The following is a 22,902-nucleotide window of genomic DNA, read 5'->3' as shown; positions in this document are numbered from 1 at the left end:
GGATGAGTCCTAAAGCGGAATGTTGCCATGCCGTCGAGCCGGACGAGGCACGCGTTTGGTGCGCAGCATCTTGAGCGCGTTGATGAGGACCGGCCGCGTGTTCGCGGGATCGATGACATCGTCGAGGTAGCCGCGCTCCGCTGCGACATACGGGTTAGCGAAACGCTCGACGTATTCGCTGACCAACTCGTCCGCCCGCGCGGCAGGGTTTTCCGCATCGGCAATCTCGTCGCGGAAGATGATCTTGACGGCCCCGGGCGGACCCATCACCGCGATCTCCGCAGTCGGCCACGCGACGTTGAAATCGGCGCGGATGTGTTTGGAATTCATGACGTCGTAGGCTCCGCCGTACGCTTTGCGCGTGATGACCGTCAGTTTCGGCACGGTCGCCTCCGCGAACGCGTACAGCAGCTTGGCGCCATGCTTGATGATGCCGCCGTACTCCTGACTGGTGCCGGGCAAGAAACCGGGCACGTCGACGAACACGATCAGCGGGATGTTGAACGCGTCGCAGAAGCGCACGAAGCGCGCGCCCTTGAGCGATGAATTGATGTCGAGCACGCCCGCCAAGACCTTCGGCTGATTGCCGACGACGCCGACGGGTTGGCCGTCAAGCCGCGCAAAACCGACCACGATCGAACCGCCGTAGAGCGCCTGCACTTCGAAGAAGTCCTCGTCGTCGACGACGCGCCGGATGACCTCGGTCATGTCGTACGGGAGATTCGGCGCGGCCGGAATCACGTCGATGAGCGACGGATCGGTGCGTTCGGGGGCGTCGCGCGTCGCCGCCACGGGCGCATCGTCCAAATTGTTCTGCGGCAGGAAGGACAACAGGTGACGCAGCTGCTCGAACGCGTCGGCTTCGTCGGCCGCCAGGAAATGCGCGACGCCGCTCTTCGCGTTGTGGGTCATCGCGCCGCCGAGCTCCTCGAAGCTGACTTCCTCGCCGCTGACCGTCTTGATGACTTCGGGGCCGGTGATGAACATCTGTGAGATCTTGTCGACCATGATGATGAAGTCGGTGATGGCCGGGCTGTACACGGCTCCGCCGGCGCACGGCCCCGCGATGAGCGAGATCTGCGGGATGACGCCCGAGGCCTGCACGTTGCGCCAAAAGATCTCGGCGTAACCGCCGAGGCTGACGACGCCTTCTTGGATGCGCGCTCCGCCGGAATCGTTGATGCCGATGATGGGGCAGCCGATCTTCACGGCGAGATCCATCACCTTGCAGATCTTTTCGGCGAAGACTTCGCCGAGCGAGCCGCCCAGGACGGTGAAATCCTGCGAGAAGATGCAGATCTGACGACCGTCGATCGTGCCGTAGCCCGTGATGACGCCGTCGCCGACGAACTGCTTGTCGGCCAAGCCGAATGCGTCGGTGCGATGGACCGCGAACGCGTCGAGCTCTACAAAAGAGCCCGCATCCAGCAGCCGTTCGACGCGCTCGCGCGCCGTGAGCTTACCGCGCGCATGCTGGCGCGCGATCGCGTCCTCCCCGGCGGGAACGAGCGATTGGGCGCGCTTTTCGCGCAGGCGTTTTTGTCGCTCTTCGTGCGGCATGCGGACCCGGATTCCGTGCCGACCCGGGCCGCACCCGCTATAGGACTACGTGGGGTTAGTTGCTTGCCTTGTGCTGGTGGAGAATGAAGTTGTTGCCTTCGCTGTCTTCACCAAACGCCATAAAGCAGACGGGCGTGTCTTCGATGTGGCCGTCCCCGTCGAACTTCACGCCGCGCGCCTTGTGCTCGGCGACGGCCGATTTGATGTCGTCGACACCGAACAGAATGCCGCCGTGCTGCGTCCACTCGGCCTCGGCGGTCTTGTACAAGCCGAACGTCTCGCCGCTGGGAAATGTGTACTCGACGACGTTCTCGCCGAACTTCAGGGTCGGCTCCATGCTCAACAGTGCGCTATAGAATTTCGTCGCGCGATCGAGGTCTTTGACCGTGTAATACGATGCGTCCATGCCCTTGATTTTGGTCGCTCCTGCTGTGGCCATTCTGATTATCCTCTTTCTCGGCTTTTTAGTGTGAACTCAAGCCATTCGGCAGACTCCAGGCGATTCATGCCAGGGGCGCGGCCACCATCCGGACGAACTGGCCGGCATGGCAAAGATATTGCTCTTGCAATTCCACACCGACCCCGGATGCGACGAGCGGCGCAAACTGCTCGCTGACCTTGGTGCGACGCTGGTCGAGGCCGAGCCGCGCTGGCCGACGTTTTTCGACGTCGTGACGCAAGAGCGGCCTGATGTGATCGTCATTTCGTGCGCCACCCTGCCCTCCCACGGTCGCGAGGCCGCGCGTTACATTAAGGATGGATTCAATACGCGCAACATCCCGGCGATCCTCACGGATGTCGCGCCCAGCGATCTCGACAAGACCCGGCAGGCCGCGCCGACAGCGGAGATCATCGACCGCAAGGGCCTGGCCGAAGCGGTGAAGCGCCACCTGAAAATCCTCGCGGGATAAACGCGCGATCTATGTAGCGACCCGAGCGAAGCTCGGGTGTAGCGTTCCGAGCGAAGCGAGCTCGGAGATGTAGTGCCGGGGCTTCAGCCCCGGTTTTTCGGCTCCCACAACTCGATCCGATTCCCATCCGGATCCATGATCCACGCGAAGCGCCCGAAGTCGTATTCTTCGCGCTTCGGATCGATCTCAACGCCCTCCGCTCGCAACGCGTCGAGCACGGCATCGAGATCATCAACGCGATAGTTCAACATGAAGCCTGCGCGGCTGGGATCGAAATAATCACTGCTCTCGTCGAAGATCGCCCAAGCCGTCGTGCCCGGCGATCCATCCTCGGCGTCGCGCCAGTGAAATTCCGCACCCGAGCCGGACGGCTGCCTGATCCCGAGGTGCTTTTCGTACCATGCGTAGAGCCGCTTAGGGTCTCTCGACTTGAAAAAGACCCCGCCGAGTCCCGTGACGCGCTCCAAAGAGGCCGTGACATTTGGAGCAGTTGAAACGCTCTATCGAGCTGCGCGTCGCGGCGACGCGACGCCGCAACAAACACATCCGGCGTGACGCCGCGGCCTTCCAAACGCCGGCCGTCCGGCGCGCGCATGTCCAGCGTGGCCACGCGCAGCATGCCGCCGTCCGCGAGATTGATCTCGAGATCGACGCCCAGCACCTTGCCCGCCGTGCGCGTTCCGACGATCGTCGCCCGATGATAATACTGCAGCGCGCGCGCCAGGGACTCAGCACCGCTGCGGCTGCCCCTATCCACCAAGACGACAAGACGACCATTGTAGCGCGCCCCGACGCTATCGGATGCGACAAAGCGCTGCGGGCCGAAGAAGTGGTAGCGGCGCAGACCGGTCGAGATCAACGTGCCGGCCGGCAAGAAAACGCCGGCGGCGCTGTCCACCGAATCGACCAAGCCGCCCGGGTTGCCGCGCAGATCCAGGATCAGCTTGGACTTGCGGCCCACATCGGCCATGGCCCAGCCGAGCACGGGTTCGATCGCATTGGGGAACGAGCCGAGTCGAAGATATCCGACGTCGCGCGAAAGCGACTTCCAGTCCACGATCGAGCTGGGATCGCCGGCCCGGCCTGCCGTCATGCCGAAGATGCCGTGGCGCGGCAGCGGATCGGGTGGCTTCAACTGCGACGGCGAGTAGACGAGCGTATGGCTATCGCCCAAGCGGCGCAGCATTTGCCGCATGAGCGCGTAGCGGCGCTCGACCGTGGGGGCGGCGGCGACAAGCGGACGATATTGGCGCGTCAGGGCGTTCCAATCGAGCCCGTGATACGACCAGTCGAAGTAGCGCATGGAGATCGCCGTCGTGACGTCGTCAAAAACGCGCGCACCGACCGGCGTGGTTTCGCGTTGATGATGGATGAGCAGGTACGGAACGACGATCGCAAGGGCTGAGCAGAACACGAGCAGACGGCGGCGCCACAGCCGCCGGCGATAGATCGGCTGGAAGGGGACGGAGGCGCGTTCCCAATCCCACATAAGTTTGGTCCTAGTCCGAGCTCGCTTCGCTCGCTCGGTACACTACATCGCCCTTGCTGATATGCAACCATTGTTCGAGGGTGGTGTGCGACACCCCCGTCTCGCCGCGCAGTTCGCGGCGCAATTCGCCGAGCATGGCGCACGATTCCGCCACGGCGTCGTGCTTGTGGATGCTCTCGAAATTCACCTGACGCGCGAGCACGAACGCATCGTCCGGCGCTGCGGCGAGCGCGTCGTGCGAATAGCGCAGCATCTCACGCACGCAATCCTCGACGAAACGCGGCTGCCGATGCGCCTTGTTGACCACGAAGAGCTCATCCGGCCGCTTCAACAAATCGTAGGTCTCCGACGACATGGATTGCTCCACGATCTCCACCATCGCCGGGATGTCTAAACTCGCATCGCCGCCGATGAGAAGCGTTCCTCGGCTGCGCTGGTTGTGCGTGGCGATGGGCACGACGTCCAAAACCCGTCGGATCTGTTCTTCCGAGAATCCCTCCGCGAGCAAGCGCTCGCGCGACTGCTCCGCCACCATGGATTGCGCGCACGGGCAGGCCGTGATGCCAAACGCCTCGACGCCCAGCAAGCTGCGTCGAAAGTCCGCGCCGACGACCGCCACGCCGCGAACGTCGTAGAATTGATGCGTGGGAATCGCGCTGGCCGGCGTGTAGCGCGGCAGCGCGATCTCCGCTCGCATCTCGACATGGGCCACGCGCGCATGCTGGCTCGACACCACCCGCTCGGCCAGCGTTACGGCGAATGAATCGATGCCCTTCGCCGGTTCCCGCGCGATATCGGCAAGTGCGTCCTCTAAATCCTGAGAGAAACGCGACATGTGCACCCCGCTGTGCTGCGCGTCGAGGTCGGCGTACACGTCGATAGTCGCCACCGTGCTCGTCTGCCGGCTGCCTGCAAAGGCCACATTGAGCACGCTTTTCACGCCCGAAACGCCGGCTCGGTTCAGCGCCAGCGGTACTTCCGGCCGCTGCGCCTGCATGTCGTGCCGGATGCGCGCGACCAACCCGCCCTCGCAACGCCGCACGCCCCCGCTGTCCACCGCGGCCGCCAACTCGCGAACGCTGCGGCGAGCGACCGGGTGCACAACATCCGGCGCGATCTCGGCGAGCGGCACCAGCACGAAGGCGCGCTCGGTCATGCGCGGGTGCGGAATAGTCAGATCCGGTTCGCGCAGCACCAGATCGTCGTACAGCAGCAAATCGATGTCGATCGCGCGCGGGCCCATCGGGAACGACGCTGCGCGGCCCACAAAACGCTCGGCGCGCAGCATCGCATCGCGCAGTGCCCGCGGCTCGAGCAAAGTGCTGCCGACGCATGTCAAGTTAAGAAAATCGGGCTGCTGCGCGAAGCCCACCGGCGCGGTTTCATAGAGCGACGAGATGCGCGAGATATCCACAGCCGAACGCAGTTGTTGCAGCGCAGCGGCAAGGTTGCCTTGCCGGTCGCCCAAGTTGGAACCGAGTGCGAGCGCTACGAAATGGCGCGATTCCGTCATGCGCAAACATTTCGCGCATGCGACATGAAAGTCCGTCGCCTGACTTGACATGCAAATGCATCGAGCGTATCATCCGATTAAGCCTCAAGGGGCCGCTCCGACGCGTACTGATCGGCGAGCGGGTCGCAGGCACCGACCCGCATCCGAGTTGCGTAACCCGGGCGTAGCGATTGGGCCATTGCCCGATCCAGCGAAAGCCGATACGTCTCCCGGGATGACCGGGCACCAGTACAGCAAGGACCGAGATCGCTTGGGGCTTGCAATCGAAAATACTTTTTATGTAGCGTCCCGAGCGAAGCTCGGGAAAATCTCAGGGGAGGCGAGCGATTCGCCCTCCCCTTTCGTTTAGAATGTAGTAGGGGGTGGGCGTCGAACAGGTGGTTGGGGGTTAAACCGCCCCTAACAAGGAGAGACAAACTAGATGTCAATGTGGGAGCCGTTCACGGAGCGCGCCAGGCGCAGCATCGTGCTGGCCCAAGAAGAAGCGCAGCGCCTCGGCAACAACTACATTGGAACGGAACACATCCTCCTCGGCATCATCAGCGAAGGCGAGAGCCTTGCCGCCAAAGTGTTGGAAACTCTAGGAGTCAACCTGGCGAAGGTTCGCGCGGAAGTTGAGGCGATCGTCGGGCGCGGTGGTCAAACCGTGCAGCAGGAGATGGTGTTCACGCCCCGCGCAAAACGCGTGATCGAACTGGCCTTCGAAGAAGCGCGCCAACTCAATCACAACTACATCGGAACCGAGCACTTGCTGCTCGGCCTCATCAGGGAAGGCGAAGGCGTCGCGGCGCGCGTCCTGACCAACCTCGGCGTCGACCCGGCAAAGGTGCGCGTCCAAACCACCTCGCTGCTAGGCGCCGAAACGCAGTCGCAAACCGCCGCCAAAGGCAAGAGCAAGACGCCGACGCTCGATGCCTATGGCCGCGACCTCACGCAGCTCGCCCGCGAGGGCAAGCTCGACCCGGTCATCGGCCGCAACACCGAGATCGAGCGCGTCGTGCAGATCCTCTCGCGGCGAACGAAGAACAACCCGGCGCTCATCGGCGAGCCCGGCGTCGGCAAGACCGCCATCGCCGAGGGTCTGGCCCAACGCGTCATCAACGGCGACGTGCCCGAATTGCTGCGCGACAAGCGCGTCATCACGCTCGACCTTGCCGGATTGGTGGCAGGCACCAAGTACCGCGGCGAGTTCGAAGAGCGCATGAAACGCGTGATGGACGAGATCCGCGCCGCGGCCGGCGAAATCATCTTATTCATCGACGAACTGCACACGCTGGTCGGCGCTGGCGCGGCCGAAGGCGCGATCGACGCCAGCAATATCATCAAGCCGGCGCTCGCGCGCGGCGAACTGCAATGCATCGGCGCGACCACTCTCAACGAGTTCCGCAAGCACATCGAAAAAGATTCAGCGCTGGAGCGCCGTTTCCAATCCATCATGGTCGGAGAACCATCGGTCGAAGAAACGGTGGAGATCCTCAAGGGTCTTCGCGATCGCTACGAGGCGCATCACCGCGTCAAGATCACGGACGAAGCGCTGGAAGCTGCCGCGCGCCTGTCCGCCCGCTACATCAGCGACCGCTTCTTGCCCGACAAGGCCGTGGATCTCATGGACGAGGCCGCCTCGCGCGTGCGCCTGCAGTCCACCTCGCTGCCGCCGGAGATCCGCGAGGTCGAGACCGAGATCCGCAAGGTGAAGGCCGAGAAAGAGGCCGCCATCAAAGCGCAAGAGTTCGAGAAGGCCGCGCAGATCCGCGATAAAGAGGAGAAACTGCGCGCCAAGAAGGCGACGATGGAAGCCGAGTGGGTCGAAAAGCGCAGCGAGAAGGGCGAGCGGGTCAATTCCGTCGGGCCCGAGGAGATCGCGCACATCGTTTCCACCTGGACGCGCATCCCGGTCAGCAAGCTCAAAGAAGAAGAGACGGCAAAGCTGCTGCACATGGACGACTCGATCCATAAACGCATCGTCGGCCAAGACGAGGCGATCAAAGTGATCTCGCGCGCGATCCGCCGCGCGCGCGCAGGTCTGAAGAATCCCAAACGCCCCATCGGCTCGTTCATCTTCTTGGGGCCGACTGGCGTCGGCAAGACCGAACTCGCGCGCACGCTGGCCGAGTTCATGTTCGACGACGCCGACAACATGGTGCGCATCGATATGTCCGAGTACATGGAGAAGTATTCCGTGTCGCGGCTGGTCGGCGCGCCTCCCGGCTACGTCGGCTACGAAGAAGGCGGCCAACTCACCGAATCGGTGCGCCGTCGCCCCTACACGGTGGTGCTGCTCGACGAGATCGAAAAAGCCCACCCGGATGTTTTCAACCTGCTCTTGCAAGTGCTCGAAGATGGCCGCCTGACGGACAGTCAGGGCCGCGTCGTGGACTTCAAGAACACGGTCATCATCATGACCAGCAACATCGGCGCGCTCGGCATGCAGAAGAACGCCGAGATCGGCTTCCGGCCGGTCAAAGAAGAAGGCTCGGTCGCCGTACGCTACGAGCGGATGAAGAACAAGATCCTGGAAGAGATCAAGCACGTCTTCCGGCCGGAGTTCCTCAACCGCGTCGACGAAATCGTGGTCTTCCACTCGCTCGACATCGACCAGATCAAGCAGATCGTGTCGCTCGAGCTGGCCAAAGTCGTCAAGGAACTCGAGAACCAGCACATGACGCTCACGGCGACCGAAGCCGCGCGCGACCTCATCGCCAAGGAAGGCTGGGACCCGGCGTTCGGCGCGCGCCCGCTGCGGCGCGCGATCGGCCGCCTGGTCGAGGATCCGCTGTCCGAAGAGCTGCTGCGCGGCACGTTCAAGGTCGGCGACGCGATCCTGTTCGACGTCGAAGACGGCAAGAGCGTTTTCCGCAAGGCCGGCGAACCGCTCAAGCCGCCGCCGACGGAGAAAGAACCCGCTCCCGGACCGTCGAGCAACTGACTGAGGTGGAGCCGGATCTTCAGATCCGGCTGACCCCTCGCGTAGCGACGGAGCTTTAGCTCCGTTCGGGGCGACGAATCGATGAGTTGGGAAGCAATCTCTGCGCTCTCAACCCTCGGCACGTTCGTCGTCGTCACTGCGACAGCGATCGCCGCCCTCGTGCAGCTGCGCCACATGCGCGCGTCAAATCAAATCACGGCGACGATCGGCCTCATGGACAAATGGGCCGCGCCCGAATTCCGTAAAATTGCGAATTTCGTGCACCAAGGAGAGCTTGAGCGCAAGCTGCTCGATCCTGCATACCGTGCGGAGCTCTCGCACGCGCCGATCGACAAGCTCGCGCATCCCGAGGTCGCCTATCTTGATTTCTGGGAATCGGTCGGCTCGTTGATCAAGCTGGGCCATATCAGCGAGGAGGCGTACTTGGATCTCAACAGCTACCCGATCATCTCGTCGTGGCGCAAGCTGGAGCCGGTCATCGCGATCATCCGGCGAAAGCGCGGTTCGCAGGTCTACGACATGTTCGAGTATCTCGCGTCGCGGGCGATGCTATGGGAAGCCAAATATCCGGACGGCACCTACCCGGCGAACACGCCGCATCTCCCGGTCGTGGACAAGTTCCCCGCCGATGCCGGAGCGCAAGCCCGTGTCTCTTGAGGTGTTGAGCACCATCGTCGCCGGCCTGACGTTCGCCGTCATCGCCGCGACCGCCATCGCCGCCATCGTGCAGCTGCGCCATCTGCGGGCGAGCAATCAGATGAACGCGCTGCTCGCCTTGATGCAGCTATGGGAGTCGCCCGAGATGCAGCGCTACTTCCAGTACACGTTCAACGAGCTGCCGAAGAAGCTGAAGGATCCGGAATTCCTTGCGGTATACGGCGCCGGCGCGTTGAGCCGGACGGATCACCCCGAGCTCCTGGTCGCGGATTATTGGGAGCAAATCGGCGCATACGCCAAACACGGTCTCTTCGACGAAGCTTCGTGGCTCGATATCGCCAGTGCGCAAGTGTTGCGCTCGTGGCAAGTGCTGGAGCCGATCGTCGCGGCGCGGCGCAATAGCGATGGCAACCAGGCGACGTTTGAGAACTTCGAGTACCTAGCCGTCCGAGCCACGCTATGGAACCGGCGCTACCCCAACGGGAACTGGCGCCGCGGCCTTCCGCGTATGGCCGATCTCGACAAGAGCTGACATGGCGCGAACGCTCGGCATCCTCGTCGGCGGCGGACCTGCACCGGGAATCAACGGCGTCATCGCGTCTGCCGCCATCGAGGCCGTGAACGAAGGTTGTCGCGTCGTGGGCATCTACGATGGCTATCGCTGGCTGGTGCTCGGCGACGCGACGCACACCACCGAGCTGCAGATCGAGGACGTGAGCCGCATCCATTGGACGGGCGGCTCGATCTTGCGCACGTCGCGCACCAACCCGGCAAAAGACGCGCAATCGCTCGGCAACTGCGTGAAGACGCTGCGCGAGCTTGACGTCACGCATCTCGTGTGCATCGGCGGCGACGACACGACCTTCGGCGCGGCCAAGATCGCGGAAGCGGCCGGCGGCAAGCTCCAGGTCGCGACGGTGCCGAAGACGATCGACAACGACTTGCCGCTACCCGACAACATGCCGGCGTTCGGGTTCGAAACCGCGCGCGCCGTCGGCTCGAACATCGTCGAGAGCCTGATGGAAGACGCCAAGACCACCACGCGCTGGTACATCGTCATCTGCATGGGACGCAAGTCCGGCGCGCTGTCGCTCGGCATCTGCAAGGCGGCCGGGGCGACGCTCGCCGTGATCCCCGAAGAATTCGCCGCAGGCGCGCTTTCCTTGGAGGCCGTGGCCGACATCATCATCGGTGCCATGATCAAGCGACGAGCGATGGGTCATGACCACGGGGTTGCCGTCGTGGCAGAGGGGGTCGTCGAGCGACTGGACGAGAGCACGCTTGCGGCCCTTGCAGACATGCCCCGCGACCAATACGGTCACATCCGCCTCACTGACGTCGACCTCGGCGATCAACTGCGTACGGTCATCCGCAAGCGCGTTCAGGATTTGTCGCTTGCTGACATGACCGTGGTGATGAAGGACATCGGCTATGAGCTGCGCTGCGCCAAACCGCTGCCGTTCGATCTCGAGTACACGCGCACGCTCGGCTACGGCGCGGTGCGCTACTTGCTCGGCGGCGGATCCGGGGCGATGGTCGCGCTGCGCGGTGGCAAAGTCGAACCTGTGACGCTTGAGGACATGCTCGATCCTCAGACAGGCAGGGTGCGGGTTCGACTGGTCGACACCAAGACCGAGGCGTACGAAGTTGGGCGCAAATACATGATCAGGCTTGAAAACTCCGACTTCGAGACGCCGCGCGTGGAAAAACTCGCGACCGCGGCAGGACTCACTCCCGCGGCGTTCACCGCGCGCTTCAGGAGCGTGGTCCCGCGCTAGCTCCATTCTTCGACAAACGCTTCACGATTTCGACGCTCGTGCCGCGATCCGTCATGTCGTAGCTGACATCGTCCATGAGCGCCCGCATGATGAAGATGCCGAGCCCGCGCTGGGCAGGCTCGCCGAGCTGCCCCAGGCCCTTGCCCGCGAGATCAAAGCCGCAGCCGCCATCCGCGATCTGCACGCGCAGATCTTGTCCGTCGAACGAGCAACCAACCGAAAAGTGACCTTGCTCGACGTGGCCGTGCTCGGCGGCGTTATTGCACGCTTCACCGACCGCGAGGGCGATGTCGCAGACATCGGCGAGCGAGAAACCGCATTGAATGGCGAATTCAGTCGCGGCATGCCGGGCTTCGGCGACCGAGCGGTAAGCGCTTGGAAACGTCGCTCGAAACGGCTGCGCCGCCCCACCCCTCGTCGTTTTTCCCATTCCAAGCGCGTTCACTAATCATTTTTTACCCCGCACAGGGTCGTTCTAACAAGATTGCCGCCAAAAAAGTAGCTTAACTCTCGATAGTCGGGGGTGTCCAAGACCACGAGGTCCGCTAGCCGGCCGGGCGCTAGCGCTCCAACTTTTTGCCCCAGCCCGAGTGAGAGCGCCGGATACAGCGTGAGTCCCGCGATGACTTCCGGGCTGCTCATGTGCAGGGAGCGCCGAGCGCTGTGCGCCACCGCTTGCAGCGAGTAACAAGGCGACGTGCCAGGGTTGAAGTCCGTGGCCAACGCGACGGGAACGCCTGCTTCGATCAGCGCTCGAGCCGGCGCACGCCGCGCAAGACCGAGAAACTCAGCGGTGGTCGGACAGAGCACCGCGGTCGTGCTGCTCTCGCGCAGCGCAGCGATGTCGTCCTCGCCGATGTAGTTGAGGTGATCGGCGGAGGTGCAGTGGAGTTGCGCGGCGAGCTTAGCGCCGCCGCTCGCGGCGAGCTCGTCCGCGTGAATGCGCAGGCCCATGCCTTTGGCCGCGCAGGCCTGAAGGAAGCGCCGGCTCTGCTCCACGCTGAAGAATCCGGTTTCGCAAAAAGCGTCGGCGAAGCGGGCGATGCCGAGATCCGACACCACCGGCAGGAAGTCGGTGACGAGCGCATCGGTGAACGCATCGAAATCCTCGAATTCCGGGGGCAGCGCGTGCGCGCCGCAAAACGTTGCCACCACGCGGGGCATCGCGTTGTCCTGGTCGAGCATGCGCATCGCCTGGAGCATCGCGCCTTCGCCTTCGGCGGTGAGCGCGTAGCCGCTCTTGATCTCCGCAGTCGTGGTGCCGTGCGCGCGCATGAGCCCCAAGTGCCGCCGCCCGATCGCGACGAGCGCTTCGATGCCGCAGGCCCTGGTCTGCTCGACCGTGTAGCGGATGCCGAGTAGCGGCTTTTCGCCGGCGATCAACGCGTCGAAATCGGCGATGCGATTGCCGGCGAAGAGCGCGTGCGTGTGCGCGTCGACAAATCCCGGCATGACCACATCGCCGCGCATGTCGATCTCCGGCAGGCTGGCGCGCTGGCGCACGAGCAGCTCGCTGATCGCTTGCGCGCACGCCTCGCGCGAGCCCGCGGCTTTGATGACGCCGTCCTCAACGACTAGCACGCCACCTTTGACGAGACCGAGGTCATCTTCTGAAACCGGCCCGCCCTTGGGCAGCCGCGCGGCAAGCGGCGCGAGCGTCACGAGCGTGGCATTGAAAAGCGCGTAGGTCGACGCTCCGGAAAGAGACGCTACCACGTGACCTGCGCTGAATCGATGCGCTCGAGATGGAGGTAGTACGCGGCAGCCGCGGCGATCGCCGAGAGCGGCGCAAGGCCCACAAGTTCGCAACCGCACACGCTGACGCCGGCGGCCGCTGCCTCGCGGCGCACGAGTTCGGTCACACGGTGCAGCGGGGCCGCGTTGATGTCGACGAGGTTCATCGAGACCTGCACGACGTCTTTGGTCAAGGTGAAGCCAAGGGCTTTGATGCCCAGCAGTCCGCCGCTGCGCTGGCGCACGGCGACGGCGATGCGTTCGGCGAGTTTCAGATCCGACGTCGCGAGATTGACGTTGTAGGCGATCAAAAAATCGCGCGCGCCTATGGCGACGGCACCGGCGCTGGCATGGAGCTCCGCTTCGCCGACGTCGGGGTGGCGCGCCGGGTCCTTCACCGCGGTCAGCAAGCCTTCGAATTGCCCCTTGCGGATCGCCGCCAGATCGCGCCGCTCCGGTTTTGTCGCGGCGCGCTCGTAGAAATAGGAAGGCACACGGTGACGCTGCCAGATCTCGTTCGCGCAGCGGCGCGCGAGTTCGATGGCTTCATCCATGCTCGCCCCGCTCAAGGGCACGAACGGGATCACGTCCACCGCACCCATGCGGGGATGCTCGCCGCGTTGGGTGCGAAGGTCGATGCGCTCGATGGCGGCGCCGGCAAGCCGCAAAGCGGAGTCAAGGACGCCGTCAGCCGTGCCGACGAGTGTGTACACGGAGCGATTGTGCGATGCATCGCTTTGCGTGTCGACGAGCACGACGCCGGGCCCGTCAGAAGCGGCGGCGCCGATCGCCTCGATCACGTCGCGACGCCGGCCTTCGGAAACGTTGGGCACGCATTCGAAGACGCTGGCCATTTGCGCTGATAGCGTTGGCCCCGAGCAGGCGCCGTCCCTGGCGAAAGGTAATCTCAAGGGCGCACCAGATGGCCGTCATCGCATCGCGCGTGGATCCAGCTTCCAAAGAGTACGCGGATAATCGCGCGTATTTTTTAGCGCTGCTCGAAGAGCTGCGCCGGCGACACGAACTCGTCAGCCACGGCGGCGGCGCAGAGGCGATGGCCAAACACGTCGCACGCAAGAAACTGCCGGTGCGCGAACGCGTGGCGCGGCTGCTCGATCCGCAGAGCCCGTTCCTGGAGCTATCCTCGCTGGCTGCGTGGGATATGTACAAGGGCGAGGCGCCCGCTGCAGGCCTGGTCACCGGCATCGGGGTCATCGAAGGCGTCCAGTGCGTGGTCATCGCCAACGACGCCACCGTCAAAGGCGGAACATACTTCCCGATCACGGTCAAGAAGCATCTGCGCGCGCAGGAGATCGCCGAGCAGAATCATCTGCCGTGCGTCTATCTGGTGGACTCGGGCGGCGCGTTCTTGCCGCTGCAAGACAAGGTGTTTCCCGATCGCGAGCATTTCGGGCGCATTTTCTACAACCAGGCGCGCATGTCGAGCAAGGGCATCCCGCAGATCGCGGCGGTGATGGGATCGTGCACGGCCGGCGGCGCGTATGTGCCGGCGATGTCGGACGAGACGATCATCGTCAAAGGCGAAGGCACGATATTCCTCGCCGGGCCGCCGCTCGTGAAAGCGGCGACGGGCGAGATCGTGACCGCTGAAGAGCTCGGCGGCGCCGACGTGCATTCCCGGGTTTCCGGCGTCACCGATCACTACGCGCTTTCGGACGAGCACGCATTGGCGATGTGCCGCGAGATCGTCACTCACCTGAGCAAGCGCAAGACCGTGCCCTGGCTAGTGCGCGAAGCTCGGCCGCCGAAATACGATCCGGCAGAGCTCTACGGCATCGTGCAGCGCGACTGGCGCAAGTCCTACGAAGTGCGCGAGGTGATCGCCCGCATCGTCGATGCGAGCGAGTTTCACGAGTTCAAGGCGCTCTACGGGCAGACGCTGGTGTGCGGGTTCGCGCACATCGAAGGCCAACCGGTGGGCATTCTGGCCAACAACGGCATCTTGTTCTCTGAGAGCGCGCTGAAGGCCACGCACTTCATCGAGCTCTGCTGCCAGCGCGGCGTGCCGCTGGTCTTCTTGCAGAACATCACCGGCTTCATGGTCGGCAAGAAATACGAAGAGGGCGGCATCGCCAAGGACGGCGCCAAGATGGTGATGGCCGTGGCCAACGCGGAGGTGCCGAAGTTCACGGTGATCATCGGCGGTTCGTTCGGCGCGGGCAACTACGGGATGTGCGGTCGCGCGTACTCGCCGCGCCAGTTATGGATGTGGCCCAACGCGCGCATCTCGGTCATGGGCGGAGCGCAGGCGGCCAGCGTGCTCTTGACCGTGCGCCTGGAAGCGTTGGAAAAACAGGGCAAGACGATGTCGCACGAGGAGCGCGAGGCGTTCACGCGGCCCATCCTCGAGCGCTACGAAGCCGAAGGCAACCCGTACTACAGCACGGCGCGCTTGTGGGATGACGGCATCATCGATCCGGCGGATACGCGAGCCGTGCTGGCGCTCGGCATTTCGGCCGCCGCGAATGCGCCGTTGCCCGCGACGCGCTTCGGCGTCTTCCGAATGTAAATACTCCTCGGATGTAGTGCCGGGGCTTTAGCCCCGGGATGTAGTGTTCCGAGCGAGCGAAGCGAGCTCGGAGAGGTGATCATGGAAACCGTCGTGCTGACCAGAGAGGGCCCGATCGCCCGGGTGACGCTGAACCGCCCGGAGGTGCGCAATGCGCTCGATCAGCCGGCGATCGCCGCCCTGACGAAGATCTTCACAGACCTCGCGGGCGACGACGCGCTGCGCCTCGTGGTGCTCGACGGAGCGGGAAGCGTGTTCTGCGGCGGCGCCGACATCAAGTACATGCAAGCGAGCCTCGCATGGTCGCAGCAAGAGAATTTCGACGACGCGCTCCGCCTCTCGCACATGTTCCGCGCCATCAACGAGTGTCCGGTTCCGGTGCTCGCAAAGGTTCAAGGCGCGGCGCTGGGCGGCGGAGCAGGTCTGCTCGTGGCATGCGACAGCGTCATCGCAAGCGATGACGCCATTTTCGGATTCACGGAAGTCAAACTCGGCATCGTGCCGGCGGTCATCTCGCCCTTCGTCGTGCGCAAGATCGGTGAGACGCACGCACGAGCGCTGTTCACCACCGGTGAACGCTTCGATGCGACGCGCGCCCTACGGATCGGCTTGGTGCACGAAGTCGTGCCGGCCGCCGGATTGGATGCAGCGGTGCAGCGGAAGGTCGAAGAGTCGCTAAGCGCCGGCCCGCAGGCGGCGCGGACGGCGAAGGAAATCGCGAAAACCGTCGGCTCGATGCCGCTCTCGGACGCGCAGCCATGGACGGCACGCCGCATCGCTGAGCGCCGAGCCAGCGCCGAAGGTCAGGAAGGCCTGCGCGCGTTCATCGAAAAGCGCAAGCCGAATTGGCGGTAAAGGCTAAAACCAAAGCGACCGCGGCGCTCCGGCCGATCAAGCGACTGCTCATCGCTAATCGCGGCGAGATCGCGCTGCGCATCGCGCGCACGTGCCGCGCGATGAAGATCTACAGCATCGGCGTGTATGCCCAAGGGGACCTCTCCCCGCGACTTGTGCGCGAACTCGACACGACGCTGCTCATCGGGCCGGCGCCGGCGCGCGACTCGTATCTCAACATCGAGCGCATTCTCGCGGTTGCTCGCGAGAGCCGGGCGGACGCCATCCACCCCGGCTACGGGTTCTTATCTGAAAACCCCGACTTCGCCCAGGCGTGCGAAAACAGCGGCATCGTCTTCATCGGGCCAAGCGCCGCCGCCATGCGCGCCGCCGGCAACAAGATCTCGGCGAAGAAGGCCGCGCAAACGGCCGGCGTGCCGACCGTTCCGGGCTATCTCGGCGCCGACCAATCTCCCGCCGCGCTCGCACGCGAGGCAAAGCGCATCGGCACACCGCTCATGCTCAAGGCGGCGGCTGGTGGCGGGGGCAAAGGCATGCGCCTCGTCACCGAGCTGACGGCTTTTGACGATGCGCTCGAGAGCGCCAAGCGCGAAGCAAAAGCGGCGTTCGGCGACGACACAGTGTTCCTCGAGAAGTACATCGCCGATCCAAGGCACGTCGAGGTGCAGATCCTCGCCGACGCGCACGGTCACTGCATCCATCTCAACGAGCGCGAATGCTCGATCCAACGCCGCCACCAGAAAGTTCTGGAAGAAACGCCGTCAACCGCGGTGACGCCCGACCTGCGCGCACGCCTCGGCGAAGCCGCGATCGCGATCGCAAAGTCCGTCGGCTACACGAACGCCGGAACCGTCGAGTTCATGCTCGATGCGAACGGCGAGTTCTATTTCTTGGAGATCAACGCGCGCCTGCAAGTCGAGCACCCGATCACCGAAGCGGTGACCGGTGTCGACCTGGTGCGGGAGCAGATCGACATCGCTGCCGGCAAGCCGCTGGAACTCCAGCAGAAAGAAGTCGCGTCGCGCGGCCACGCCATCGAAGTGCGCGTCTATGCCGAAGATCCGTCCAACGGGTTCTTGCCGTCGAGCGGTCGCATCATCCACGTCTTTGAGCCGCACGATGATGGCGTGCGGCTCGACACCTGGATCGAAGCGGACAGCGAGGTGTCCGTTCACTACGACCCCTTGCTGGCGAAATTGATCGTCTTCGATCAAACGCGCGCCGCGTGCATCGCCCGACTACGCGCGGCGCTCGCCGACTACACGATCCTGGGCGTGTCGAACAACATCTCATTTTTGCGCTGGCTGGTTGCAACGCCCGCGTTCGCACAAGGCGCGACGACGACGCGCTTTCTCGAAGAACATTTCCGGCCGGAGCGGTTATACGACGACGAGAGCTTCGCGAGGGCGATGCTGGCGGGCGCCGGCGCGTTGATGCTTTTGGGCGGCGCGTGGCGACAAACGTTTGAAAATAGAGTCGTGCGTTTCCAGCGGCCGCGCACAAGCGAAGTCGCGCTGAGCTACGATTGGGAGGCAGCCGCCTGGCGCAGCAAAGCGGGGGACCAAGAAGCCTTGGTGCGCAAGCGCGCGCCGTACGTGTTCAGCTTGACCCTCGACGGTTCGGAAAGAAGTTTCGCGGCGGCGCCGACCGCCAACGGCATTTTCGTATCCGACGTCTATTGCGGCGAGTTGACGTTTGCACCGCCGGACGTGATGGACGCGGAGACGCACGGATCCGTTTCCCGCAGCGGCACCGGCGCCGTCGCGCCGATGACCGGCACCGTCGTGAAGGTCACCGTGAAGCCGGGCGATCGCGTCAAGGCGCATCAAGTCCTGGTCGTCATGGAAGCGATGAAGATGGAGCACGCGGTAGCGGCGCCGTATGACGGAATAGTGGCGGCGGTGAACGTCAAATCCGGAGATCGCGTAGACGCGGGCACCACGCTCGCCGAAGTGACCCCGTCTTGACAAGGTTGATTGTAGTGCCGGGGCTTTAGCCCCGGTGTGGTATCGTGATATGTGGTATGCCGGACTTTAGTCCGGCTAATCCGAACTCGCTCGATATGGCGCAGTTGCTCGCAAAGTTGCCGAAGCGCGTCACAATCGTCGAGGTCGGTCCGCGCGACGGCCTGCAGAACGAAAAGGCGCAGATCCCGACCGACGTCAAGGTGCGCTTCATCGACGCGCTCTCAGACGCAGGCCTGCCGGTCATCGAAGCGACCTCGTTCGTCAGCTCAAGCGCCATTCCGCAACTCGCCGACGCCGACGAAGTCATGCGGCGTATCCAACGCAAGGTCGGCGTGCGCTATTCCGTGCTCGTGCCGAATGAAAAAGGCCTAGAGCGCGCGCTTGCGACGAACGCGCAAGAGATCGCGGTCTTCACCGCCGCATCCGAAACGTTCAACAAACATAACATCAACGCGACCATCGCCGAATCGATCGAGCGCTTCAAGCCGGTCGTTGAAAAGGCCCTGGCCCATAAGATCCGCGTGCGCGGCTACATCTCGACGTGCTTCGGTTGTCCCTACGAGGGTGCGATCGCGCCGGCCAAAGTTCTTGACGTCGCGAGCCGGCTCGTGGCGCTGGGCATCGACGAGTTGAGCATCGGCGACACCATCGGTGTCGCAACGCCCAAGCAAGTCTATGAATTGACGGATGAGCTCCTCGCGCGCATCGATCGTGGACGGCTGGCGATGCACTTCCACGATACGAGGGGAACCGCGCTGGCGAACGTCGTCGCTGCGATTGAGATGGGCATAGCGATATTCGACTCGTCCGCCGGCGGCCTCGGCGGATGCCCGTACGCCCCCGGCGCAAGCGGCAACCTGGCCACCGAGGACCTGCTGTATATGCTTCAGGGGATGGGCATCGAAACGGGCGCTTCGCTCGAAAAGGTGGTCGCGGCTACGTCATTGCTGGCAGACGCGCTCGATCATGCCCCCACGAGCAAGTATTTCCAAGCGCATCTGCGATCGAAACGCTTATAGCGGCGGCAGATCCCACAAAAGGAGTTCGCCGCTACCTGCGATCTTCAGCGACGGAACCCCAGCGATGCGCACCGCGTCGCCCGCTTTGAGCTGTTCATCATTCGCCGACAGCGTGCCGTCGGTGACGAAGAGAAATCCAAAACGGCTGGGCGCGAATTCGTGCGAAAGAGATGCAGCCTCGAGCCGCGCAACACTGAAACTGGCGTCCTGCATCAGCTTCACGGGCGCGCCCTCGCCGGGCCGGCCGCTCGCAACCAGCAGCCAGCGGTTGCGCCGATCGTCGAGCGTGAACTCGCGCTGACCATACGACGGCTTCACGCTCCGCTGGCCCGGCAACACCCACATCTGCACGAGATGCAGCGGGCGTTCCTTGGAGTGGTTGAATTCGGAATGCTTCACGCCGGTACCGGCGCTCATGTACTGCACGGAACCGGGGCCGACGACCCCGCGATTGCCCATATCGTCCTGATGTTCCAGTTCGCCGTCAAGGACGTACGTCAGGATTTCCATGTCGCGATGCGGATGCGCCGGAAAGCCTTCACCCGGCGCGATCGTGTCGTCGTTGAGCACGCGCAGCGCGCCCCAATTCTGATTGCTCGGGTCCTGGTAGTCGGCGAAGCTGAAGGAGTGACACGTCTTGAGCCAGCCATGATCGGCGCAATAGCGATCGTCCGAGCGCTGAACGGTGAACACGGCGCGTTGTGTTTCCATCAAAATCTCCAATCCAGGTGGTGCCGGTCGGCGGCCGCGATGGCCTGGGGATAGCCGGCGTCGGCGTGGCGCACGATGCCGATGCCGGGATCACTCGTCAGCACGCGCGACAGGCGCGCCTCTGAATCAGCCGAGCCGTCGGCCACGACCACCATGCCGGCGTGGATCGAGTAGCCGATGCCCACGCCGCCGCCGTGATGCACGCTGACCCAATGCGCGCCGCCGACGGCGTTGATCAACGCGTTCAAGATCGGCCAATCCGCAATAGCATCGGAGCCGTCAAGCATCGCTTCAGTCTCGCGATAGGGTGACGCCACCGAACCGGTGTCGAGATGATCGCGGCCGATGACGATCGGCGCCGCAAGTTTGCCGCGTTTGACCATGTCATTGATGCGCAGACCGAACTCGCGCCGCTCGCCGTAACCCAGCCAGCAGGTCCGGGCCGGAAGCCCTTGGAAAGTCACGCGCTCGCGCGCCATCTCGATCCATTGGCGCAGCCGGACGTTGTGCGGAAACGTCTCGAGTAGGGCGTCATCGAGACTCGCGATATCCTTCGCGTCGCCCGACAACGCAGCCCAGCGAAACGGCCCCTTGCCCTCGCAGAACAACGGACGGATGAACGCCGGCGTGAAACCAGGAAACGCAAACGCATCCTTCACTCCGGCGCGCCGCGCTTGCGCGCGGATGTTGTTGCCGTAGTCGAACACCACGGCGCCGGCGCGCTGGAACTCCAACATCGCGCTCACCTGCACGGCGATAGACTCAAGAGCGCGGCGCTCGTACTGCGCCGGATCCGCTTGCCGCAGTTCCGCGGCGCCTTCCAAATCGAAACCCGCCGGCACGTATCCCGCGAGCAGGTCGTGCGCAGCGGTCTGGTCGGTGACGACGTCGATCGCCGCGCCGCGGCGCCGCATTTCGGGGAACACCTCAGCGGCGTTGCCGAGCAGACCTATGGAAAGCGACCGGCCATCCCGCGCGGCGCCCTGAGCTAAAGTCAGCGCCTCGTCCAACGTCATCGCGGAGACGTCGCAAAAGCGGGCTTTGATGCGGCGCTCGATATGCTCGGGGTCGACCTCCACCACGATCGAAACACCACCGCACATCGTGACCGCCAGCGGCTGCGCGCCGCCCATGCCTCCCAGGCCGGCCGTCAGCACGATGCGCCCCGAAAGCGAGCCGCCGAAATGCTTGTCCGCAAGCGCGGCAAACGTCTCGTAGGTGCCTTGCAAGATGCCTTGCGTGCCGATGTAGATCCACGAGCCGGCCGTCATCTGACCGAACATCGTCAGACCGCGCGCTTCGAGGTCGCGGAAGGTCTCCCACGTCGCCCACGCTGGCACCAGCATGGCGTTGGAGATCAACACGCGCGGCGCCGCTTCGTGCGACGGAAAGACGGCGACCGGCTTGCCCGACTGGACGAGCAGCGTCTCGTCGTTCTTGAGCCGGCGCAGCGTCCGCACGATCGCGTCGAAGGCCTCCCACGAACGCGCGGCGCGTCCGCTCCCGCCGTACACCACCAGATCCTGCGGCCGCTCCGCGACCTCGGGATCGAGATTGTTCATGAGCATGCGCATCGCGCCTTCTTGGCCCCAGCCAAGACAGGTACGTTGCGGGCCGCGTGGCGCACGCACCACGCGCGGCAATGAGACGGTCAAGGAATCACAAGCCTCCGATTTCCGATTCCACCGCGCGCACCAACTCGCCGCTCGAAACCAACCGGCGGATCTCCGCGATCTCCAAGCTCACGTTGCGGTCGACGTCCAGGTGCGGTACGTGCTCGCGCACGAGGCGGTGACCAATAGCAGTGCCGTGCGCGAATTCGAGCGGCCGGCGAAAATCGAGCGCTTGCGCCGCTTCCAGCAGTTCGATCGCGATCACGTTCTCCACGTTCTCGATAGCTTGCGCGCACTGGCGCGCGGAAATCGTGCCCATGCTGACGTGATCTTCTTGGCCGGCCGACGTCGGAATGGAATCGACCGATGCGGGAAACGCCAGCGTCTTGTTTTCGGACACGAGGGCGGCAGCCGTGTATTGGGCCAGCATGTAGCCGCTATGCAGCCCGTGCCGTTCGCTCAGAAACGGGGGTAACCCCTCGAGGCCTTCGAGCAGCTTGTAGATGCGCCGCTCGGCGATCGAGCCTAGTTCCGCGATGGCGATGCCGAGGTAGTCCATCGCCAAGCCGACCGGCTCGCCGTGAAAGTTGCCGCCGGAGACGAACGACCCGTCTTCCGGAAACACGATCGGGTTGTCGGTCACCGAATTCATCTCGATCTCGAGCGTGTTCTGGACGAAATGCAGCGCGTCGCGCACCGCGCCGTGCACGACCGGTATGCAGCGGAACGAGTATGGATCCTGCACGCGGTCGCAATCGCGATGCGATTCCATCACGCCCGAGCCGCGCAGCAAGCGGCGCAGGTTCGCGGCGACGCGCGTCTGACCAGGATGCGGCCGCAGCGCGTTGAGCCGCTCGTCGAATGCGGCATCCGTGCCCATGAACGCTTCGAGACTCATCGCCGAAGCGATGTCGGCGGCTTTGCAGGCATTCTCGGCCCGGAACGCGGCCAGCGCGCCGATGCCGGTCATCACCTGCGTGCCGTTGACCAGAGCCAAACCTTCCTTATAAGAAAGGGTGAGCGGAGAAAGCCCGGCCGCCTTCAAGGCGGCGGCGCCATCCATGCGCTTGCCGTGCACGAATGCCTCGCCATCGCCGATGAGCACGAGGGACATGTGCGCCAGCGGCGCGAGATCCCCAGAGGCACCCACCGAGCCTTGAGAGGGGATCACGGGGAGCACGTCGCGATTGATAAGTTCCAAAAGCAAGTCGATGACATCGACGCGCACGCCGGAGTAGCCGCGTGCGAGCGAATGCGCGCGCAGCAAGACGCTCGCACGCGTCGCGCCTTCGGGCAGCGGCGGGCCGACACCGGTCGAGTGACTCAGCACGAGGTTGCGCTGCAGCGCCAGTGCATCGCGCGGCTCGATCTTGACGCTTTTCAGCCTGCCGAACCCCGTCGTGACGCCATAAATGCGTTCCCCGGCTGCGACCGCTTGCTCCACGATGTGCCGGCCGGCATCCACGAGGGGGCGCACGGAATCGGCGAGCCGGACATTGACGCCACCCGCCGCGATCGCATTGACGAGCGGAATGGTCAGATTGGTCCCGTCGATGTGCACAATCGGCGCGTTTGGCATCGCAGACGGGCGTTCGAGGGAGCGGCGCCGCCGTCCGCCTTTCCGGCTCCGCTCAAATGT

At 64.1% G+C, this 22,902-nt stretch carries 19 protein-coding genes and 1 pseudogene; 9 read left to right on the top strand and 11 right to left on the bottom strand.

The genetic code is table 11. The annotated features are described in order from the left end of the window. Window positions 1–9: 9 nt before the first annotated feature. Window positions 10–1,560, bottom strand: a complete 1,551-nt coding sequence (locus VN934_04440; protein ID HXM18037.1) for an acyl-CoA carboxylase subunit beta — start codon at window positions 1,558–1,560, stop codon at window positions 10–12. Between the two features lie 55 nt (window positions 1,561–1,615). Further along, window positions 1,616–1,999, bottom strand: coding sequence for a VOC family protein (locus VN934_04435; protein ID HXM18036.1), 384 nt, complete (start codon window positions 1,997–1,999; stop codon window positions 1,616–1,618). 106 nt (window positions 2,000–2,105) lie between these two features. On the opposite strand from VN934_04435, the gene VN934_04430 reads away from it, so the two are divergent. Continuing rightward, on the top strand, window positions 2,106–2,471 hold the full coding sequence (locus VN934_04430) for a hypothetical protein (GenBank protein ID HXM18035.1): 366 nt from the start codon (window positions 2,106–2,108) through the stop codon (window positions 2,469–2,471). Between the two features lie 83 nt (window positions 2,472–2,554). Here VN934_04430 and VN934_04425 read toward each other — a convergent pair whose 3' ends face one another. The 3 genes and pseudogenes from VN934_04425 to mptA form a co-directional block, all read right to left on the bottom strand. Continuing rightward, the gene (locus tag VN934_04425) at window positions 2,555–2,938 is read right to left on the bottom strand and encodes a VOC family protein (protein ID HXM18034.1); all 384 of its coding nucleotides are present in this window, start codon (window positions 2,936–2,938) and stop codon (window positions 2,555–2,557) included. An 86-nt stretch (window positions 2,939–3,024) separates the two neighbouring features. Beyond that, a pseudogene (locus VN934_04420) lies at window positions 3,025–3,960 on the bottom strand (S41 family peptidase). A 10-nt stretch (window positions 3,961–3,970) separates the two neighbouring features. Then, window positions 3,971–5,473 carry a GTP cyclohydrolase MptA gene (gene mptA / locus VN934_04415; GenBank protein ID HXM18033.1) on the bottom strand — a complete coding sequence of 501 codons (1,503 nt, stop codon included), beginning with the start codon at window positions 5,471–5,473 and terminating at the stop codon, window positions 3,971–3,973. A 421-nt stretch (window positions 5,474–5,894) separates the two neighbouring features. Here mptA and VN934_04410 point away from each other — a divergent pair, with 421 nt between their 5' ends. From VN934_04410 to pfp, 4 genes are all read left to right on the top strand, one after another. After that, complete coding sequence (locus VN934_04410; protein HXM18032.1) at window positions 5,895–8,399, top strand: ATP-dependent Clp protease ATP-binding subunit; 2,505 nt, start codon at window positions 5,895–5,897, stop codon at window positions 8,397–8,399. Window positions 8,400–8,480: 81 nt separating this feature from the next. Further along, window positions 8,481–9,056 (top strand): hypothetical protein, encoded by a 576-nt coding sequence (locus VN934_04405; protein ID HXM18031.1) that lies wholly within the window; start codon window positions 8,481–8,483, stop codon window positions 9,054–9,056. After that, window positions 9,046–9,588, top strand: coding sequence for a hypothetical protein (locus tag VN934_04400; GenBank protein ID HXM18030.1), 543 nt, complete (start codon window positions 9,046–9,048; stop codon window positions 9,586–9,588). The genes VN934_04405 and VN934_04400 overlap by 11 nt, the downstream gene beginning before the upstream one ends. A gap of 1 nt (window position 9,589) precedes the next feature. After that, window positions 9,590–10,834, top strand: coding sequence for a diphosphate--fructose-6-phosphate 1-phosphotransferase (gene pfp, locus VN934_04395; GenBank protein HXM18029.1), 1,245 nt, complete (start codon window positions 9,590–9,592; stop codon window positions 10,832–10,834). Here the strand turns inward: pfp and VN934_04390 are convergent. Genes VN934_04390 through ftcD form a run of 3 tightly spaced genes read right to left on the bottom strand, consistent with a single transcriptional unit; the run spans window position 10,812 to window position 13,422 of the window. After that, window positions 10,812–11,279: an ATP-binding protein gene (locus VN934_04390; GenBank protein HXM18028.1), complete on the bottom strand. Its 468-nt coding sequence runs from the start codon at window positions 11,277–11,279 to the stop codon at window positions 10,812–10,814. The genes pfp and VN934_04390 overlap by 23 nt on opposite strands. Further along, complete coding sequence (gene hutI / locus VN934_04385) at window positions 11,279–12,550, bottom strand: imidazolonepropionase (GenBank protein ID HXM18027.1); 1,272 nt, start codon at window positions 12,548–12,550, stop codon at window positions 11,279–11,281. Before hutI ends, VN934_04390 begins: the two co-directional genes overlap by 1 nt. Further along, a complete protein-coding gene (ftcD, locus tag VN934_04380) occupies window positions 12,544–13,422 on the bottom strand; it encodes a glutamate formimidoyltransferase (protein HXM18026.1) in 879 nt (292 codons plus the stop codon). The genes hutI and ftcD overlap by 7 nt, the downstream gene beginning before the upstream one ends. A 68-nt stretch (window positions 13,423–13,490) precedes the next feature. Between ftcD and VN934_04375 the strand changes: the two genes are divergently transcribed. From VN934_04375 to VN934_04360, 4 genes are all read left to right on the top strand, one after another. Beyond that, window positions 13,491–15,098, top strand: coding sequence for a carboxyl transferase domain-containing protein (locus VN934_04375; GenBank protein HXM18025.1), 1,608 nt, complete (start codon window positions 13,491–13,493; stop codon window positions 15,096–15,098). Between the two features lie 81 nt (window positions 15,099–15,179). Further along, a complete protein-coding gene (locus VN934_04370) occupies window positions 15,180–15,953 on the top strand; it encodes an enoyl-CoA hydratase-related protein (protein HXM18024.1) in 774 nt (257 codons plus the stop codon). Further along, a complete protein-coding gene (locus VN934_04365; protein ID HXM18023.1) occupies window positions 15,944–17,920 on the top strand; it encodes a biotin carboxylase N-terminal domain-containing protein in 1,977 nt (658 codons plus the stop codon). The genes VN934_04370 and VN934_04365 overlap by 10 nt, the downstream gene beginning before the upstream one ends. A 56-nt stretch (window positions 17,921–17,976) precedes the next feature. Continuing rightward, a complete protein-coding gene (locus tag VN934_04360; protein HXM18022.1) occupies window positions 17,977–18,939 on the top strand; it encodes a hydroxymethylglutaryl-CoA lyase in 963 nt (320 codons plus the stop codon). Here VN934_04360 and VN934_04355 read toward each other — a convergent pair. From VN934_04355 to hutH, 3 genes are read right to left on the bottom strand one after another with little or no spacing between them, the layout of a single operon-like run. Then, on the bottom strand, window positions 18,934–19,650 hold the full coding sequence (locus tag VN934_04355) for a pirin family protein (GenBank protein HXM18021.1): 717 nt from the start codon (window positions 19,648–19,650) through the stop codon (window positions 18,934–18,936). The genes VN934_04360 and VN934_04355 overlap by 6 nt on opposite strands. Further along, a complete protein-coding gene (gene hutU, locus VN934_04350; protein ID HXM18020.1) occupies window positions 19,650–21,305 on the bottom strand; it encodes a urocanate hydratase in 1,656 nt (551 codons plus the stop codon). The genes VN934_04355 and hutU overlap by 1 nt, the downstream gene beginning before the upstream one ends. 4 nt (window positions 21,306–21,309) lie before the next feature. Continuing rightward, window positions 21,310–22,842, bottom strand: a complete 1,533-nt coding sequence (gene hutH, locus VN934_04345) for a histidine ammonia-lyase (protein ID HXM18019.1) — start codon at window positions 22,840–22,842, stop codon at window positions 21,310–21,312. Between the last annotated feature and the right edge of the window lie 60 nt (window positions 22,843–22,902).

Origin of the sequence: Candidatus Tumulicola sp. (assembly GCA_035601835.1) — a bacterium.
Lineage (GTDB): Bacteria > Vulcanimicrobiota > Vulcanimicrobiia > Eremiobacterales > Eremiobacteraceae > DATNNM01.
The sequence above is the reverse complement of the archived record's forward strand: the minus strand, read 5'-3'. Positions and strand labels throughout refer to the sequence as shown.